Source organism: Streptomyces sp. CC224B (assembly GCF_030010595.1).
GTDB lineage: Bacteria > Actinomycetota > Actinomycetes > Streptomycetales > Streptomycetaceae > Streptomyces > Streptomyces longispororuber.
Genome location: NZ_JASCXL010000083.1, coordinates 12060 through 29529, shown reverse-complemented (window position 1 = coordinate 29529; position 17470 = coordinate 12060). Strand labels below are relative to the sequence as shown.

Here is a 17470-nt window from a genome sequence, read left to right as displayed (position 1 = left end):
GCAGCACACCGGCCGGAGCACGACGACGCGGAAGAGGCCGACCCGCACATCTGGCGCAGCGTCAACTGACCACGGCGTACGCGCGGGCCGTCGGGGCCGCTCGCTGCCCGTGGCGCCCTCCCCCGCGCCAAGCGGGTGGAGGGCGCGGCCGGGGCGAGGCCCGGGGCCTCAGGCGCCGAGCAGCTTGCGGACCCGCTCCGCGCCCACGGCGAGCAGCAGCGTGGGCAGCCGCGGCCCCGTCTCGCGCGTCACGAGCAGGCGGTACAGCAGGGCGAAGAACGACCGCTGGGCGACCTTCAGCTCCGGCGTCGGCTTGGCGTCGGGCGTGAGCCCGGCCATGACCTTCGGCACGCCGTACACGAGCGTGGTGAGGCCGTCCAGGGACCAGTGGGTGTCCAGGCCCTCCAGGAGCAGCCGCAGCGACTCGCGGCCCTCGTCGTCGAGGGAGCCGAGCAGCTCGGTGTCCGGCTCGGCGCGCACGATGGTGCGGGCGTCGGCGGGCACGTACGTGCTGATCCAGTTCTCCGCGCGGTCCAGGCGCGGCCGGACCTCGTCCAGGGAGTCCAGCGGGTTGGCCGGGTCGAGCTCGCTGAGGATGCGCAGGGTCTGGTCCTCGGCCCCGGCGGTGATGTCCGCGACGGACGCGAGGGTCCGGTACGGCAGGACGCGCGGGGTGCGGGGCAGCTCACCGGCGGCGGTGCGCACGGCGCGGGCGTGCGCGGCGGCGTCGGCGGGCAGCGCCTCGCCGCCCGCGACCTTGGCCTCCAGCTTGTCCCACTCGTCGTAGAGGCGCTGGATCTCCTGGTCGAAGGCGACCTTGAAGGCCTGGTTGGGCTTGCGCCGCGCGTACAGCCAGCGCAGCAGCGGCGCCTCCATGATCTTCAGGGCGTCGGCCGGGGTGGGCACGCCGCCCTTGGAGGAGGACATCTTGGCCATGCCGCTGATGCCGACGAAGGCGTACATGGGCCCGATGGGCTGCACCCCGCCGAAGACCTGCCGGACGATCTGTCCGCCGACGACGAAGGAGGACCCCGGGGACGAGTGGTCGACGCCGCTCGGCTCGAAGATCACGCCCTCGTAGGCCCAGCGCATGGGCCAGTCGACCTTCCAGACGAGCTTGCCGCGGTTGAACTCGCTCAGCCGCACCGTCTCGTCGAAGCCGCACGCCGTGCAGACGTACGCCAGCTCCGTCGACTCGTCGTCGTAGGAGGTGACGGTGGTCAGGTCCTTCTCGCACCGGCCGCAGTACGGCTTGTACGGGAAGTACCCGGCGGAGCCGCCGCTGCCGTCGTCCTCGGCGGCCGCGCCGGAGCCCTCCGCGGCCTCCAGCTCGGCCTCGTCGACGGGCTTCTGCTGCTGCTTGCCCTTGGGCTTGCCGGTGGCCTTGTCCTTGGTGCGGTACTGGTCGAGGATCGCGTCGATGTCGGCGCGGTGCCTCATCGCGTGCAGGATCTGCTCGCGGTACGCCCCCGAGGTGTACTGCTCGGTCTGGCTGATGCCGTCGAACTCGACGCCCAGCTCGCGCAGCGAGGCGACCATCGCGGCCTTGAAGTGCTCGGCCCAGTTCGGGTACGCGGACCCGGCGGGCGCGGGCACCGAGGTGAGGGGCTTGCCGATGTGCTCGGCCCAGGACTCGTCGACGCCCGGGACGCCGGCCGGGACCTTGCGGTACCGGTCGTAGTCGTCCCAGGAGATCAGGTGGCGGACCTGGTGGCCGCGGCGGCGGATCTCGTCGGCGACCAGGTGCGGGGTCATGACCTCGCGCAGGTTGCCCAGGTGGATGGGGCCGGACGGGGACAGGCCGGAGGCGACCACGACCGGTTTGCCCGGGGCACGACGCTCCGACTCGGCGATGACCTCGTCCGCGTAGCGGGAGACCCAGTCGGTGGTATCGGTGCTCTGAGCCACGATCGGCGCCCTTCTTTTCCTGCCTCGATGCCGGTACGCAGGGGCGTACCGCTGGACCGGGCCATTCTCCCACCCGCCCGCCCTTCCATCGGCCGGGCGAGGAGGTTCCAGCCCGTCCGGCGTTTGAGGACGAGGCGCGGAGCGCCGAAGAAGGGGGGAAAGGGGCACAGCCCCAGACGAAAGTAGCGGGGGCCCGGGGGCGGCAGCCACCGGTTTCGGGAAGGGGCGGGGTCGGGGCGCCACCCGCGAGGGCCCCTCCCTCGGCGCGGAAATCCGCTGGACCCCCCGTGAAATACTGACCGTGCCCATCCACACCCTCGAGGAGAACGGCACCCACTCCATGGCCTCGGTCCAGTCCCTCACCACCTCCGTCCACCAGCGCCTCGCGGACGCCCTCTCGGCAGCCCTGCCGGACGCGGCCCCCGCCGACCCGCTGCTGCGACGTAGCGACAGGGCCGACTTCCAGGCCAACGGCATCCTCGCGCTCGCGAAGAAGCAGAAGGCCAACCCGCGCGAACTGGCGACGAAGGTCGTCGAGGGCATCGACGCGCCGGAGCTCCTGAAGGACGTCGAGGTCTCCGGGCCCGGCTTTTTGAACATCACGGTCACCGACCAGGCGATCACCCGGACGCTGGCGGCCCGCGCGGCCGACGGCGACCGCCTCGGCGTGCCCCTGAAGGACGCGCCGGGCACCACGGTCATCGACTACGCCCAGCCGAACGTGGCGAAGGAGATGCACGTCGGCCACCTGCGCTCGGCGGTCATCGGCGACGCGCTGCGCGGCATGCTCGACTTCACGGGCGAGAAGACGGTCGGCCGGCACCACATCGGCGACTGGGGCACCCAGTTCGGCATGCTCATCCAGTACCTGATCGAGAACCCGGGCGAGCTCGCCCCGGAGACCGACACGGACGGCGAGCAGGCCATCTCGAACCTGAACCGGGTCTACAAGGCCTCGCGCGCGGTCTTCGACGCGGACGAGGAGTTCAAGGAGCGGGCCCGCAGGCGGGTCGTCGCCCTGCAGTCCGGCGACAAGGAGACCCTCGCCCTGTGGCAGCGGTTCGTGGACGAGTCGAAGGTCTACTTCTACTCGGTCTTCGAGAAGCTGGACATGGAGATCCGCGACGAGGAGATCGTCGGCGAGTCCGCGTACAACGACATGATGGCGGAGACGGCGCGGCTCCTGGAGGAGTCGGGCGTGGCGGTGCGCTCGGAGGGCGCGCTCGTCGTGTTCTTCGACGACATCAAGGGCAAGGACGACAAGCCGGTCCCGCTGATCGTGCAGAAGGCGGACGGCGGCTTCGGCTACGCGGCGTCGGACCTGTCCGCGATCCGCGACCGCGTCTTCGACGTCGGCGCGACGACGCTCCTGTACGTGGTGGACGTGCGGCAGTCCCTGCACTTCCGGATGGTCTTCGAGACGGCGCGGCGCGCGGGCTGGCTGAACGACGGCGTCACCGCGCACAACATGGGCTACGGCACGGTGCTCGGCGCGGACGGCAAGCCGTTCAAGACGCGCGAGGGCGAGACCGTGCGCCTGGAGGACCTGCTCGACGAGGCGGTACAGCGCGCCGCCGAGGTCGTGCGCGAGAAGGCGCAGGACCTCACCGAGGACGAGATCCAGGAGCGGGCCGCGCAGGTCGGCATCGGCGCGGTGAAGTACGCAGACCTGTCCACGTCGCCGAGCCGCGACTACAAGTTCGACCTGGACCAGATGGTGTCGCTCAACGGCGACACGTCGGTCTACCTGCAGTACGCGTACGCCCGGATCCAGTCGATCCTGCGCAAGGCGGGCGACGCGAAGCCTGCGGCGCACCCCGAGCTGGCGCTCGCCCCGGCGGAGCGGGGGCTCGGCCTGCACCTGGACGCGTTCGGGGACACGGTCTTCGAGGCGGCGGCGGAGTACGCCCCGCACAAGCTGGCGGCGTACCTGTACCAGCTCGCGTCGCTGTACACGACGTTCTACGACAAGTGCCCGGTGCTGAAGGCGGACACCGAGGAGCAGAAGGAAAACCGGCTGTTCCTCTGCGACCTGACGGCCCGCACCCTGCACCGGGGCATGGCGCTGCTCGGCATCAGGACGCCCGAGCGCCTGTAGCGGCCGCCGCCGTGCCCGCCCCGCCGCGGGCGGGCACGGCCTCCGGTCGCCGGGCCGCGGTCAGGCCAGGCCGAGCCGCAACCTGCGCAGCCCCTCCGCGATCTCCTCGGGCGTCTGCGTGACGAAGCACAGCCGCAGCGTCGCGGGGTCGGGGGCGCCCGCGAAGAACGGCGCCCCGGGCACGTAGGCCACGTTCTGCGCGACCACGGCCCGCAGCCGCTCGGCGGCGTCGTACCCGTCGGGCAGCCGCACCCACAGGAACATCCCGCCCTCGGGGCGGTTCCACGTGGAGCCCGCGGGCAGCGCGTCCGCGAGGCCCGCGAGCATCGCGTCCCGCCGCCGCCCGTACACGGCGGCGACCCGCGCGACGTGCGCGTCCAGGTCGCGGTGGGTGAGGTACCAGGCGGCGGCGAGCTGGTTGATGGTCGGCGTGTGCAGGTCGGCGGCCTGTTTGACGACGGCGCAGGCGCGCCGCAGCGCGGCGGGGGCGCGCAGCCAGCCGAGCCGCAGCCCGGGCGCCATCACCTTGGAGAAGCTGCCGAGCAGCGCGGTGCGGTCCTCGGCGCCGGGCCGGGAGGCGATCCACGGCACCCGGTCGCCCTCGAAGCGCAGCTCCCCGTACGGGTCGTCCTCGACGATCCACAGCCCGCACCGCCCGGCCACCTCGGCGACGGCGGCGCGCCGCTCCAGGGGCATGGTCCGCCCGCTCGGGTTCTGGAACGTCGGCACGGTGTACAGGAGCTTCGGCCGGTGCTCGGCGACCAGCGCCTCCAGCGCCCCGGGGTCGATGCCGTGCTCGTCGCCCGGTACGGCCACCACGCGCGCGCCCACGAAGGCGAACACCTGGAGTGCCGCCAGGTAGCAGGGGTTCTCGACGAGCACGGTGTCGCCGGGCTCGACGAGCGCGGTCGCCAGCAGCGACAGGGCCTGCTGCGAGCCGGAGGTGACGAGGATGTCGTCGGGGTGGGTGGGGAGGCCGCGCTCGGCGTAGCGCCCGGCCGTCAGGGCCCGCAGGGCGGGTTCGCCCTCGGTCGTCGAGTACTGCAGGGCCTGTCCCGGCGACTCGGCGAGGACGGCCTGGTACGCGGCGGCGACGCCGTCCCTGTCGAAGAGCTCGGGCGCGGGCAGGCCGCCGGCGAAGTTGATGACCTCAGGGCGCGAGGTGACCGCGAGGATGTCGCGTACCGGCGAGCCGCCGACGGAGGCGGCGCGGGCCGCGAGGGCCGGGACGGGAGTCGTGCGGGGCGCGGGGGCGGTGGGCCCGGGTGCGGTGGCGGTCATCGGCGGCTCCTTCGGTTTCCAGGCAGCCTAAGCGCCCCGAGGGCGCCTACAAGAGCGGTTCCGCGATACGGACGCGCGGCGGGAGACCCGGTCCGTGCCTGGTCCGTACCCGGTCCGTACCCGGCCTGCGCCCGGTGCGCGCCCGGCTCGTCCGTGGGTGCGCACCCGGCCCGTACCGTCGCCAGGACGGGCCTCGTCCCGGAGCCGGGGGCTCCGCTCGTCCCGGGACGGCTTCGACCGTTTCGCGGCCTTTGCCCGTCCTCGGCGGCCGTCCCTCGCCGCCTCGCCGCCGGTCGTCGCTACTCGTCCACCTCGTGCTCGCTCCCGTTCGCGTCGCGGCGCATCTTCACCCACTTCCTCTTGTCGATGGACCACCCGTAGGTCGGGTTGTCCGGGGCCGCCGAGGTGCGGAACGGCTCGCCCTTGTCGTCGATGACGACGGTTCCGTGCCGGTCGCCGCTCGACCACTCCAGCTCCAGGTACCAGCGCACGTCCTTGGTCTTCGCCCGGGCGAAGACGTGGAAGGCCTCGACGTCGCTCTCGCTGACCGTGAAGGGGAAGGAGTCGCCGCCCTGCGGGACGAGGGCGGGCTGCCCGTTGTCCAGGCGTACGTCGAAGACGTGCTTGGCCACGCCGCCGCCGCAGCCCGCGCCGATGAACCCCATGTCGTAGCTGTTCCAGTCGGGCGGGGCTGCCCTGCCGACGACCCGGACGCTCAGGGAGTTGAGCACGACGGTGTCCTCGCCCGTCCCCTGGACGGTGAACTTCACGCCCTGCTCACCAGCCGCGACCGCGCCGAACGCGGACACCCAGCTCTCGGCGTCCTGCTCGCCGGGCGGCGTGGGCAGCCGGTCCGGGGGGCGGTTGATGAGGTACGGGTACCCGCAGGGGCTGTCCCAGTACTGCGACTGGGCGGAGACGGTGACGGGGGCACGGCCGGAGGCGCTGCCCGGGGCCTCGCCCTGGCCGTGGGAGCCCGGAACCCGCCCTTCGCTGCCCTCGCCGCCCTTTCCGTTCCCGGGGCCCTTCGCCGCGCCGCCGTCCTTCCCGGCCTCCTTGTCGGCGGCTTTCCCCTTGTCCTTCGACGGGCCGGTGGAGGCCGTGGTGGAGGGCTTGCCGGACGGGTCGCCCTCGCCCGTCGCGGACGGCCGGTGCTCGGTGCCCATACGGGGCCCGTGGTCCGCGGCGGCGTTCTTCCCGTCGCCGCCGGAACCGCCCGACGCCCCGTGCACGGCGAGCGCGGTGCCGCCGAGGGCGAGGACGACGCCGACGGCGGCGAGCACGACGAGGCGCTGCCGCTTGCGGCGCGGGAGGCGGAGGCCGGAGCCGGGGCCGGTCCGGGGCCGGGGCCGGGGGGTCGCGTGGGGTTCCGGTGCCGCTTGCGGGGTCGGAGTCGGTTCCGGTGCTGATGCCGGTTCCGGTTCCGGTGCTCGTTCCGGTTCCGCTTCCGGTGCCGGTGGCGATTCCGGTTCGGGGCCCGGCCGCGGGTCCGGTCCGGACTCCGGCTCGGGCTGCGGCGCCGGTGTGTCTCGCTGCTCCGGCTCCGGCTCCGAGGGCGGCTGCGACCCCGCGGTGCCGCTCGCGGGGGCCGGGGCCTCGGTGGGTGCCCCGGCAGGCACCCCAGACCCGGCGGTCGCCCCAGACCCGGCGGTCACCTCGGAACCGGCGGATGCCGCGGGCGCCGCGGGCCGGGCCTCGGCCTGCGGCTCCGCCTTCCTGCTGCCCCGGGTGGCGTCGGCGACGATCCACCTCCGGTGGACCTCCATCAGCTCCTCGGGTCTGGCCTTGCACAGGCGGGCCAGCCGCTCCAGCGGAGCGAACTCCGTCGGTACGGCGGTGCCGTTCACGTAGCGGTGCAGCGTCGACGTGCTCACGTGCAGCCGCTTGGCCAGCACGCCGTAGCTGAGCCCGGAACGCTCCTTGAGTTCCCGCAGCAACTCGGCGAGATCGCCCGCCCCCACGTCGTCCTCCATCCCGCGCCACCGTTCCAGGTGACGCCTATTCCCCCAGGTCAGGGCCTTGCGGGCGTTCCAGTGTCCCCGATGCCGAGGCAACGCTAACGGCTGGGACACAACGCCGCGCAAGCTGTGGGTCATCCAAGCACGCCGCTTGCGGAAGTCCGTCCGAGCGGCTCGCGTCTACCCCGTCACACGAGAAGAGACCTGCCATGCGTGCGCCCCTCCGACGTCCCCGCACCCGCCTGTTCGCCGCCGCGGCGCTCGCGGTCGCCGCGCTCTCGCTCACGGCGTGTGAGAACGACGAAGGCACCCGGGACGAGGGCGCCGCGAAGCCCGCGCAGTCCGCGGGACAGCAGTCGGGCGGCACCGGCGGCGCAAGCGGCGAGTCCGGCGCGAGCGCCGGAAGCAACGGCTCCGGCGGCACGTCAGGCTCCTCCGCTTCCGCCGGTTCCGCCGGTTCCTCCGGTTCCTCCGGGAGCGACACCGGCGCCTCCGGCACCTCTGGCAGCTCCGGTGGCACGGGTGGCTCCGGCAGCTCCGGCAAGGGCTCCTCGGGAGCGTCCGGCGCCAAGGACTCCGACCCCTACGCCCCGGGGAACCGTGTGCCCTGCACCGCCGCCAACACCTCCGTCACCGCGACCCCGGTCCAGCGCCCCCTCAACTACATGCTCCTGACCGTCACCAACACCGGCTCCGCGATGTGCGACCTGAAGGGCTACCCGCGCCTCCAGTTCGAGGACGCGCAGTCCGTCCCGCCGGTCATGGAGGAGACCAAGCCGCAGGCGGTCACCTCGCTCAAGCCGGGCGCGAAGGGCTACGCGGGCGTGATCCTCTCGGCCGGCGACGGCAGCGGCGGCGAGGGCCGCACCGCCCAGAGCCTCAAGGTCGGCTTCGAGGGCAGCGACCGGATGGCCGACGCCGTGCTCCAGGCCAAGGGCGTGCACGTGGACGACAAGCTGCGCGTCACGTACTGGCTGAGCAGCTCGACCGACGCCCTCAACTGACCCCCGCCACGAACCACCCACCCCACCCCCGAGCACGACCAGCACCACCAGCACCACACCTGCCGGAGAACAACCGGCGGAACGACCGACCGACCGACCACAAGGAACAGGAACCCACCATGCGCAAGACCCACCGCACCGCGGCCGTCCTCGCCACCCTCACCGCCGCGCTCTCCCTCACCACCCTCGCCGGTACGTCGGCGACCGCCGCGCCCGCCAAGGCGGCGGCCCCGGTCGCCTGCACCGCCGCCACCACCAAGGTCACCGTCCAGGAGGTGCAGCGCCCCCTGAACCACCTGCTCCTGACCGCCAAGAACACCGGCACGAAGCCGTGCTACGCGTACAACGCCCCGTTCCTGCGCTTCGACGGCGCGCAGGCGGCCACCCACGTCGTCGAGGACAGCAAGCCGCAGTCGGTCATCACCCTGAAGCCCGGCGAGAGCGCGTACGCGGGCATCGGCACGTCGTCGCCGGAGGGGTCGGAGGGCCACCAGGCCGAGAAGCTCGGCGTGCTCTTCTCCAACCGCGCGATGGACGGCGGCGCGGGCGCCACGACGTACCCGAAGCTCCCGGCCGGCGGCGTGTACGTGGACAGCTCGGCCTACGTCACCTACTGGCAGTCGAACCCGGCGGACGCCCTGGTCTGGTAGCCGTCCGGCGTCCGCGCGCCACCGTACGAACCCTTCGGTAAGTACCCCACTTAATAGTCGGTACTTGTCGGACGTCCGGTGCGGACCGAGGATCGAGGCATCCCCGGCGAGCGAGCCCCCGTACTCCGGTACGGGGGCTCCCGCACGGCCCGACCGGAGCACCGAAGGAGCCCCCATGTCCGCCACCGCCCACACCCCCGCCGAGCGCCCCGTCTCCGTCCTGGGCCTCGGCATGATGGGTTCCGCCCTGGCCGCCGCGCTGCTCAAGGCGGGCCACCCGACCACGGTCTGGAACCGTACGGCCGCCAAGACGGGCCCCCTGGTCGCCCAGGGCGCGCTCCCGGCGGACACGGCCGCCGCGGCGGTCACCGCGGCCCCGCTGGTGATCGTCTGCCTCACGACCAACGACGACGTGCACAAGCTGCTCGCGCCCCTGGCCGAAGAACTGCGCGGGCGCACCCTGGTGAACGTCACCAACGGCACGCCCGGCCAGGCCCGGGAGCTGGCCGGATGGGCCCGGGACCACGGCGTCGCGTACGTGGACGGCGGCATCATGGCGATCCCGCAGATGATCGCGACGCCGGGCGCGTACATCCTCTACAGCGGTGACGAGCAGGCCTACGCCGAGCACCGCGAGACGCTGGCGGCGCTGGCCGGCACCAGGTGGGTCGGCGCGGACGCGGGGCTCGCGGCGCTGTGGGACCTGTCGCTGCTGACCGGCATGTACGGCATGGTGATGGGCGTGGCGCAGGCGTTCGCGATGACGGGCCGGGCGGGCGTGGCGCCCAAGGAGTTCGCGCCGCTGCTCGCCGAGTGGATCACCGCGATGGTGCACGGCATCGTGCCCGGCACGGCCGAGGCCCTGGAGTCCGGGCAGCACCTGACGGACGTGTCCAGCCTGGCGGTCAATCAGGCGGCCTTCCCCAATCTGCTGGCCGCCTTCGCCGAACAGGGCGTCAGCGCCGAGCTGTTCGCCGGGCTGCAGCCCCTCCTGGACCGCGCCGTCACCGAGGGGTACGCCGCCGACGGCCTGTCGCGCCTGTCCGAGCTGCTGAAGACGGAGTAGGGCATCCGGGCGCCGAACCGCCACGGCGTCACAGCGTCACGGGAGCAGCACCACCTTGCCGGTGGTCTCCCGGCGTTCGAGGGCCGCGTGCACCTCGGCGGCGTGGGACAGCGGGAAGGCCTGCACCGCGGGGACGAGGTCGCCGCGCGCGGCGGCGGCCAGGGCGCGGCGCTCGTGGCCGGGCCGGTCCTCGGGCCGGGCGAGCAGTTCGAGCAGGGCGTTGACGTGGCGGACCCGGTCGGTGGCGGGGGTGAAGCCGACCTGCGAGGCGGCGCCGATGGACACGAACCGCCCGCCGTCGGCGACGAGTTCGTACGCGGCGGCGGCCACGGCTCCGCCCACGCCGTCCACGACGGCGGACAACGGCCGCTCAGAGCCCAGGAGTTCGCGGACGGCGTCGTCCCAGCCGTCCCGCCGGTAGTCGACGGCGTGGGCGCCGAGCGCGCGCACGGCACCGGTCTTGGCGCCGCCGCCCGCCGCGCCCACCACGGTGGCGCCCGCGGCGAGCGCGTGCTGGACGACGAGGCGCCCGACGCCCCCGGCGGCGGAGGTCACCAGGACCACGTCGGCGGCGGTGAGGCGCGCGATGTCGAGCAGGCCGACGGCGGTGGTGCCGGTGACGACCATGGCGACGGCGTCCTGGAACCCGAGGCCGTCGGGGAGCGGGTGCACTGCGTCGAGCCCGGCGACGGCCAGCTCGGCGTAGCCGCCGGGCGTCCCGTGGGCGGTCACCACGGACCGGCCGAGCCAGGAGGTGTCGACGCCGGGGCCCGCCGCGTCGACGACCCCGGCGACCTCCCCGCCGAAGACGTGCGGCAGCTCGGGCAGCGGCGGCGCCAGCTCACTGGCGGCGCCCGCCCGCATCACGGTCTCGATGAAGTGGACCCCCGCCGCCCGTACGGCGATCCGGACCTGGCCCGGTCCCGGTTCGGGGTCGGGCAGGACCTCCTGGCAGAGGTTCTGGGCGGGGCCGAACTCGCGCAGTACGACGGCGTGCATGGGGGTCCTCCCGAGGGGGCGGCGATCGCTTCGACACACCCCACTCTGGAACGTCAACCGAAGTTGAAGTCAAGCACGCGGCCCCGGCCGCGGACGGGCGGCACCTGGCGACAGCGTCCCAGCGCCCGGCACCCGGCGGCTCAGAGCTGCCGGGCCACCTCCGTGGCCCAGTAGGTGAGGATCAGGTTCGCCCCGGCCCGCCTGATCCCGGTCAGCGACTCCATGATCGCCTTGTCCCGGTCGATCCAGCCGCGCTGGGCGGCGGCCTCGATCATCGCGTACTCGCCGGAGATCTGGTACGCGGCCACGGGCACGTCCACGTGCTCCGCCACCTTGGCGACGATGTCCAGGTAGGGCCCGGCGGGCTTGACCATCACCATGTCGGCGCCCTCCGCCAGGTCGAGCGCCAGCTCCCGCAGGGACTCGCGGCTGTTGGCCGGGTCCTGCTGGTAGGTCTTGCGGTCGCCCTTCAGCGAGGACCCGACGGCTTCCCGGAACGGGCCGTAGAACGCGGACGAGTACTTCGCGGTGTACGCGAGCACGGCGACGTCCTCGTGCCCGGTCTGGTCCAGCGCGTCGCGGATGACGCCGATCTGGCCGTCCATCATCCCGCTCGGCCCGACCACGTGCGCGCCCGCGTCGGCCTGGACCTGCGCCATCTCGGCGTACCGCTCCAGGGTGGCGTCGTTGTCGACGCGCCCCTGGGCGTCGAGGACCCCGCAGTGCCCGTGGTCGGTCGTCTCGTCCAGGCACAGGTCGGACATCACGACGAGGTCGTCACCGACCTCGGCCCGCACGTCGCGGATGGCGACCTGGAGGATCCCGTCGGGGTCGGTGCCCGCCGTGCCGAGGGCGTCCTTCTTGGACTCCTCCGGCACGCCGAACAGCATGATCCCGGAGACCCCGGCCTCCAGCGCCTCCACGGCGGCCTTCTTCAGCGTGTCCCGGGTGTGCTGGACGACGCCCGGCATCGCGTCGATCGCCACGGGCTCGCCGATCCCCTCCCGCACGAAGGCGGGCAGGATCAGGTCGGCCGGATGCAGCCGCGTCTCGGCGACCATGCGCCGCATCGCGGGGGTGGTCCGCAGCCGCCGGGGCCGCGAGCCGGGGAAAGAACCGTAGGTGCTCACTTGTCCACCTCACCGTAGAACGATTGCCGGGCCCTGCGCCCGGCCCCTTGTCGGCCTGCGGCGCCGATTCCGGGGGCCCAGGGGGTGCGGCCCCCTGGTCCGGGGACGGGGCGCGCCCCGGGGCGCGCCCCGCGAGGCACCCTACGGCGCCGCCGCCCGCCGTCTCCGGGCCCCGGGCCGCCGCTCACTCGGCCGCGTCACCGGATCGCCCGCCTCCAGGGCGGCCACCCGCCGCCGCGCACCGAACTCCGCGAGCGCCGCCGCCAGCTGGTGCACGGACGGCTCCGGAGCCATCACGTCCACCCGCAGCCCGTGCTCCTCCGCGGTCTTCGCGGTGGCGGGCCCGATACAGGCGATGACGGTCACGTTGTGCGGCTTGCCGGCGATGCCGACGAGGTTGCGCACCGTGCTGCTGGAGGTGAAGAGCACGGCGTCGAAGCCGCCGCCCTTGATGGCCTCGCGGGTCTCCGCGGGCGGCGGCGAGGCGCGTACGGTCCGGTAGGCGGTGACGTCGTCGACCTCCCACCCGAGGTCGATCAGGCCCGCGACCAGGGTCTCCGTGGCGATGTCGGCACGCGGCAGGAACACCCGGTCGATCGGGTCGAAGACGGGGTCGTACGGCGGCCAGTCCTCCAGGAGGCCGGCCGCGGACTGCTCCCCGCTCGGCACCAGGTCCGGCTTCACGCCGAAGGCGATCAGCGCCGCCGCGGTCTGCTCGCCCACGGCGGCGACCTTGATGCCCGCGAAGGCCCGCGCGTCGAGCCCGTACTCCTCGAACTTCTCGCGCACCGCCTTGACCGCGTTGACCGAGGTGAAGGCGATCCACTCGTAGCGCCCGGTCACCAGGCCCTTCACGGCCCGCTCCATCTGCTGGGGCGTGCGCGGCGGCTCGACGGCGATCGTCGGCACCTCGTGCGGCACCGCGCCGTACGAGCGCAGCTGGTCGGAGAGCGAGGCCGCCTGCTCCTTCGTGCGCGGTACGAGCACCCGCCAGCCGAACAGCGGCTTCGACTCGAACCACGAGAGCTGGTCGCGCCGGGCCGCGGCGGAACGCTCACCGACCACGGCTATGACGGGGCGGCCCCCGTCCGGCGACGGCAGGACCTTCGCCTGCTTGAGGACCTGGGCGATGGTGCCGAGCGTCGCCGTCCAGGTGCGCTGGCGCGTCGTCGTACCGGCGACGGTGACGGTCAGCGGGGTGTCGGGCTTGCGCCCGGCGGACACCAGCTCACCGGCCGCCGCGGCCACCGAGTCCAGGGACGTGGAGACGACGACCGTGCCGTCGGAGGCGCCGACCTCGCTCCAGCACCGGTCGGACGCGGTGCGCGCGTCGACGAACCGCACGTCGGTGCCCTGCGCGTCCCGCAGCGGCACCCCGGCGTAGGCGGGCACGCCGACCGCGGTCGCGATGCCCGGCACCACCTCGAAGGGGATGCCCTCGGCGGCGCAGGCGAGCATCTCGTCGGCGGCGTCCGTGTCCAGACCGGGGTCACCGGTCACCGCACGCACGACCCGCTTGCCGCCCCGCGCGGCCTCCATGACAAGATTGGCGGCAGCCTCGGCCGGGGCGGCGGACGGCACTTGAGTGCCCTCTGACGTGCCGTCAGCCTGCCGCCGCAGAGGTGTGTCCACACCCCCTCGCGCGTGGACGCGTACGACATCGAGAACATCCGGCTCGGCGATCAGCACATCCGCTCGGGCCAGCGCCTCGACGGCGCGCAGGGTCAGCAGTCCCGGATCTCCGGGTCCGGCACCGAGGAAGGTGACGTGCCCGTGTGCGGGAAGGCCGGGAAGGTTCGAGGTGGGGCTCAAAGTGCTCGCTCCCCCATCAGACCGGCCGCGCCCTTGGCGAGCATCTCGGCGGCGAGTTCCCGCCCAAACGCCGTCGCCTGGTCTTCCGTCCGAGGCACGGGACCGGTGGTGGACAGCTGCACCAGCGACGAGCCGTCGGTGGCACCGACGACGCCGCGCAGGCGCATTTCCTTGACAATCTGCCCGTCGGCCAGGACGTCGGCCAACGCGCCCACAGGTGCGCTGCAGCCGGCCTCCAGGGCGGCGAGCAGGGATCGCTCGGCGGTCACGGCGACCCGCGTGAACGGGTCGTCGAGCTCGGCGAGCGCGGCGACGAGGTCCGCGTCGGACGCGGCGCACTCGATCGCCAGTGCCCCCTGGCCGGGGGCGGGCAGAACCATGTCGACCGACAGGAAGTCGGTCACCTCGTCGAGCATGCCGACGCGGCTGAGGCCGGCGGCGGCCAGGACGACGGCGTCGAGCCGCCCGTCGCGCACGTATCCGACGCGGGTCTCGATGTTCCCGCGGATCGGCGCCGTCTCGACGGTGCGGCCGTGAGCGCGGGCGTACGCGTTGAGCTGCGCCATGCGGCGCGGCGAACCGGTGCCCACCCGGGCGCCGTCCGGCAGCTCCGCGAAGGTCAGGCCGTCGCGCGCCACCAGCACGTCCCGCGGGTCCTCGCGCACCGGCAGCGCGGCGAGCACGAACTCCTCGGGCTGCGCGGTCGGCAGGTCCTTCAGCGAGTGCACGGCGAAGTCGACCTCGCCGTCGCGCAGCGCGTCCCGCAGCGCGGTCGCGAACACACCGGTGCCGCCGATCTGCGCGAGGTGCTCGCGCGAGGTGTCGCCGTACGTGGTGATCTCGACGAGCTCGACGGGGCGTCCCGTCACCTGCCGGACCCTCTCGGCCACCTGGCCGGACTGGGCCATGGCGAGCTTGCTGCGCCTGGTCCCCAGCCTGAGTGCCTTGTCGGTCATGCCCGGCCTCGCTTCGGATCGTCGTTCTGGTGGAGCTGGTCGTTCTGGTTGCCCGGGGCGACCGGGACGTCGCGCAGATGGTCGGCCCGGGACACGGCCGCGACCGTCTCCGGGTCCAGGCCGAAGAGCGTGCGCAGCGCGTCCGCGTACCCGGCCCCGCCGGGCTCGCTGGCGAGCTGCTTCACCCGCACCGTCGGCGCGTGCAGCAGCTTGTCGACGACGCGGCGCACCGTCTGCGTGATCTCGGCGCGCTCCTTGTCGCCCAGTTCCGGCAGCCGCCCGTCGAGCCGGGCCATCTCGCTGGTCACGACGTCGGCGGCCATGGTGCGCAGCGCGACCACGGTCGGCGTGATGTGCGCGGCCCGCTGGGCGGCGCCGAACGCCGCGACCTCGTCGGACACGATCGTGCGGACGGCGTCCACGTCTGCGGCCATCGGCGCGTCGGCGGAGGCCTCCGCCAGGGACTCGATGTCGACCAGGCGCACGTGCTCGACGTGGTGCGCGGCGGCGTCGATGTCCCGCGGCATGGCCAGGTCGAGCAGGGCCAGCGCGACGGTGCGGGGGACGGCGTGAGCGGGCGCCACGGCCGTGGCGGTGCGGGGCGCGGCGCCGCCGCCCACCGCGGGGCTGTTGTCGACGAGCGCGCCGTGCCGCTCGTACGCGGTGGCGTCGCCTATCCCCGGTCCGGCGCCGGGGGCCTCGGTGTCGTCGCCGGGCGTGAGGAGGCAGGCGTCGTCGGCGCAGGGCCGCTCCGCCCCGCCGCCGGCCCCGTGCGTGCCGCCCTGGCCGGGGACCGTCGGCGCGGGGGCGCCGGTCCGGCCGGCCACGGCCGCCGCGACGTCGGCGCCGGTGAGCACCAGGCCCGTCGCGCCGGTGCAGGACACGGCCAGGTCGGCACGTGTCAGCTCGGTCGCGACCGCGTCCATCTCCACGGCGCGGGCGCGCACGCCGGTGCCGCCCTCGGTGAGGATCTGCGCGAGCCGTTCGGCCCGCTCCAGGGTGCGGTTGGCGATGACGACCTCGCCGACGCCGGAGCGCGCGAGGGTCGCCGCGGCCAGGGACGACATGGAGCCCGCGCCGATCACCAGGGCGCGCTTGCCCTTGGCCCAGACGTCCACCGGCTCGCGCCCGGCGAGCTGCTCCAGGCCGAAGGTCACCAGGGACTGCCCGGCCCGGTCGATGCCGGTCTCCGAGTGCGCCCGCTTGCCGACCCGCAGGGCCTGCTGGAACAGGTCGTTCAGCAGCCGCCCGGCGGTGTGCAGCACCTGCGCGCGCGCCAGGGAGTCCTTGATCTGGCCGAGGATCTGCCCCTCGCCCACGACCATCGAGTCGAGCCCGCACGCCACCGAGAACAGGTGGTGCACCGCCCGGTCCTCGTAGTGCACGTAGAGATGAGGGGTGAGCTCCTCCAGGCCGACGCCGCTGTGCCGGGCGAGCAGCGTGGACAGCTCGGCCACGCCCGCGTGGAACTTGTCCACGTCCGCGTACAGCTCGATGCGGTTGCAGGTGGCGAGCACGGCGGCCTCGGCCGCGGGCTCCGCGGCGACCGTGTCGTGCAGCAGCTCGGCCTGGGCCTCGGCGGTCAGCGCGGCCCGCTCCAGGACGCTGACGGGGGCACTGCGGTGGCTGAGGCCTACGACGAGGAGGCTCATGCCGGCATCACGGCGGGGACGTCCCCGTCGGGTCCCTTGCGGTGCTCCTGGGCGGCGGCGGGCGCGGCGGTGCCGTCGCCGGAGCCCTCCTCGCCGGCCTTGCGCTGCTCGTGGAAGGCGAGGATCTGCAGCTCGATGGAGAGGTCGACCTTGCGTACGTCGACGCCGTCCGGCACCGAGAGCACGGTCGGGGCGAAGTTCAGGATGGACGTGACGCCCGCGGCGACGAGCCGGTCGCACACCTGCTGGGCGGCGCCGGCGGGGGTCGCGATCACGCCGATCGAGACACCGTTGTCCGTGATGATCTTCTCGAGGTCGTCGGTGTGCTGCACCGGCATGCCCGCGACGGGCTTGCCCGCCATCGCCGGGTCCGCGTCGATGAGCGCGGCCACACGGAAACCGCGCGAGGCGAACCCGCCGTAATTGGCCAGGGCGGCGCCGAGGTTGCCGATGCCGACGATGACAACCGGCCAGTCCTGGGTCAGGCCGAGCTCGCGGGAGATCTGGTAGACGAGGTACTCGACGTCGTAGCCGACGCCCCGCGTGCCGTACGAGCCGAGGTAGGAGAAGTCCTTGCGCAGCTTCGCGGAGTTGACCCCCGCGGCGGCCGCGAGCTCCTCGGAGGAGACCGTGGGTACGGAGCGCTCCGACAGTGCGGTCAGCGCCCTCAGGTACAGCGGAAGCCGGGCGACGGTGGCCTCGGGGATTCCTCGGCTACGGGTCGCCGGTCGGTGAGTTCGGCCAGTTGCCACGGTGCTCCTGCGGGTAGAGCGGGGCTGTAGGCGGGCTGGCACCACTCCTCGTGTCCCAAGACCGCCCCGTCGAGTGCAGGCTATGTCTTTGTGAACGCGTGCACAAAGATGGTGTCCGATTTGCCCGGCCAACGTGACCGGGGTCACGCGCTCCCGGGGCACTTTCCGGGAACCGGCGCGCGGCCAGGAACGACCTTCATCCGA

Annotated in this window: 13 protein-coding genes; 4 read left to right on the top strand and 9 right to left on the bottom strand. The window is 73.7% G+C overall.

Going from position 1 to position 17470, the window contains the following annotated elements; genetic code table 11:
* Positions 1–168 precede the first annotated feature (168 nt).
* Positions 169–1908, bottom strand: a complete 1740-nt coding sequence (gene lysS / locus QK440_RS28640) for a lysine--tRNA ligase (protein ID WP_282796117.1) — start codon at positions 1906–1908, stop codon at positions 169–171.
* A gap of 340 nt (positions 1909–2248) precedes the next feature.
* Here lysS and argS point away from each other — a divergent pair, with 340 nt between their 5' ends.
* Positions 2249–4006, top strand: coding sequence for an arginine--tRNA ligase (gene argS / locus QK440_RS28635; protein WP_282796130.1), 1758 nt, complete (start codon positions 2249–2251; stop codon positions 4004–4006).
* Positions 4007–4066: 60 nt separating this feature from the next.
* On the opposite strand, the gene QK440_RS28630 is transcribed toward argS, so the two are convergent.
* Both QK440_RS28630 and QK440_RS28625 read right to left on the bottom strand, forming a co-directional pair.
* The gene (locus QK440_RS28630) at positions 4067–5287 is read right to left on the bottom strand and encodes a PLP-dependent aminotransferase family protein (RefSeq protein WP_282796116.1); all 1221 of its coding nucleotides are present in this window, start codon (positions 5285–5287) and stop codon (positions 4067–4069) included.
* Positions 5288–5586: 299 nt separating this feature from the next.
* A complete protein-coding gene (locus tag QK440_RS28625) occupies positions 5587–7260 on the bottom strand; it encodes a transcriptional regulator (RefSeq protein ID WP_282796115.1) in 1674 nt (557 codons plus the stop codon).
* 194 nt (positions 7261–7454) lie between these two features.
* Between QK440_RS28625 and QK440_RS28620 the strand changes: the two genes are divergently transcribed.
* From QK440_RS28620 to QK440_RS28610, 3 genes are all read left to right on the top strand, one after another.
* The gene (locus QK440_RS28620; RefSeq protein WP_282796114.1) at positions 7455–8249 is read left to right on the top strand and encodes a DUF4232 domain-containing protein; all 795 of its coding nucleotides are present in this window, start codon (positions 7455–7457) and stop codon (positions 8247–8249) included.
* 119 nt (positions 8250–8368) lie between these two features.
* Positions 8369–8899: a DUF4232 domain-containing protein gene (locus QK440_RS28615; RefSeq protein ID WP_282796113.1), complete on the top strand. Its 531-nt coding sequence runs from the start codon at positions 8369–8371 to the stop codon at positions 8897–8899.
* Between the two features lie 175 nt (positions 8900–9074).
* Positions 9075–9965, top strand: a complete 891-nt coding sequence (locus tag QK440_RS28610; protein WP_282796112.1) for an NAD(P)-binding domain-containing protein — start codon at positions 9075–9077, stop codon at positions 9963–9965.
* 36 nt (positions 9966–10001) lie between these two features.
* Here QK440_RS28610 and QK440_RS28605 read toward each other — a convergent pair whose 3' ends face one another.
* The 6 genes from QK440_RS28605 to QK440_RS28580 form a co-directional block, all read right to left on the bottom strand.
* Positions 10002–10964, bottom strand: a complete 963-nt coding sequence (locus QK440_RS28605) for a zinc-binding dehydrogenase (RefSeq protein WP_282796111.1) — start codon at positions 10962–10964, stop codon at positions 10002–10004.
* A gap of 140 nt (positions 10965–11104) precedes the next feature.
* On the bottom strand, positions 11105–12094 hold the full coding sequence (hemB, locus tag QK440_RS28600) for a porphobilinogen synthase (RefSeq protein ID WP_282796110.1): 990 nt from the start codon (positions 12092–12094) through the stop codon (positions 11105–11107).
* Positions 12095–12235: 141 nt separating this feature from the next.
* Positions 12236–13906 carry a bifunctional uroporphyrinogen-III C-methyltransferase/uroporphyrinogen-III synthase gene (locus QK440_RS28595; RefSeq protein ID WP_282796109.1) on the bottom strand — a complete coding sequence of 557 codons (1671 nt, stop codon included), beginning with the start codon at positions 13904–13906 and terminating at the stop codon, positions 12236–12238.
* A complete protein-coding gene (gene hemC / locus QK440_RS28590; RefSeq protein ID WP_282796108.1) occupies positions 13903–14862 on the bottom strand; it encodes a hydroxymethylbilane synthase in 960 nt (319 codons plus the stop codon). Before hemC ends, QK440_RS28595 begins: the two co-directional genes overlap by 4 nt.
* Complete coding sequence (locus tag QK440_RS28585; protein WP_282796107.1) at positions 14859–16514, bottom strand: glutamyl-tRNA reductase; 1656 nt, start codon at positions 16512–16514, stop codon at positions 14859–14861. Before QK440_RS28585 ends, hemC begins: the two co-directional genes overlap by 4 nt.
* Positions 16511–17266 carry a redox-sensing transcriptional repressor Rex gene (locus QK440_RS28580; RefSeq protein WP_190137297.1) on the bottom strand — a complete coding sequence of 252 codons (756 nt, stop codon included), beginning with the start codon at positions 17264–17266 and terminating at the stop codon, positions 16511–16513. The genes QK440_RS28585 and QK440_RS28580 overlap by 4 nt, the downstream gene beginning before the upstream one ends.
* Positions 17267–17470 lie beyond the last annotated feature (204 nt).

What these genes read in the sequence shown, in the direction of transcription:
- argS (WP_282796130.1), top strand. Translation starts at nt 2,249, where the DNA reads ATGGCCTCGGTCCAGTCCCTCACCACCTCCGTCCACCAGCGCCTCGCG.
- QK440_RS28625 (WP_282796115.1), bottom strand. Translation starts at nt 7,260, where the DNA reads ATGGAGGACGACGTGGGGGCGGGCGATCTCGCCGAGTTGCTGCGGGAA.
- QK440_RS28615 (WP_282796113.1), top strand. Translation starts at nt 8,369, where the DNA reads ATGCGCAAGACCCACCGCACCGCGGCCGTCCTCGCCACCCTCACCGCC.
- QK440_RS28610 (WP_282796112.1), top strand. Translation starts at nt 9,075, where the DNA reads ATGTCCGCCACCGCCCACACCCCCGCCGAGCGCCCCGTCTCCGTCCTG.
- QK440_RS28620 (WP_282796114.1), top strand. Translation starts at nt 7,455, where the DNA reads ATGCGTGCGCCCCTCCGACGTCCCCGCACCCGCCTGTTCGCCGCCGCG.
- QK440_RS28630 (WP_282796116.1), bottom strand. Translation starts at nt 5,287, where the DNA reads ATGACCGCCACCGCACCCGGGCCCACCGCCCCCGCGCCCCGCACGACT.
- QK440_RS28605 (WP_282796111.1), bottom strand. Translation starts at nt 10,964, where the DNA reads ATGCACGCCGTCGTACTGCGCGAGTTCGGCCCCGCCCAGAACCTCTGC.
- hemC (WP_282796108.1), bottom strand. Translation starts at nt 14,862, where the DNA reads ATGACCGACAAGGCACTCAGGCTGGGGACCAGGCGCAGCAAGCTCGCC.
- QK440_RS28585 (WP_282796107.1), bottom strand. Translation starts at nt 16,514, where the DNA reads ATGAGCCTCCTCGTCGTAGGCCTCAGCCACCGCAGTGCCCCCGTCAGC.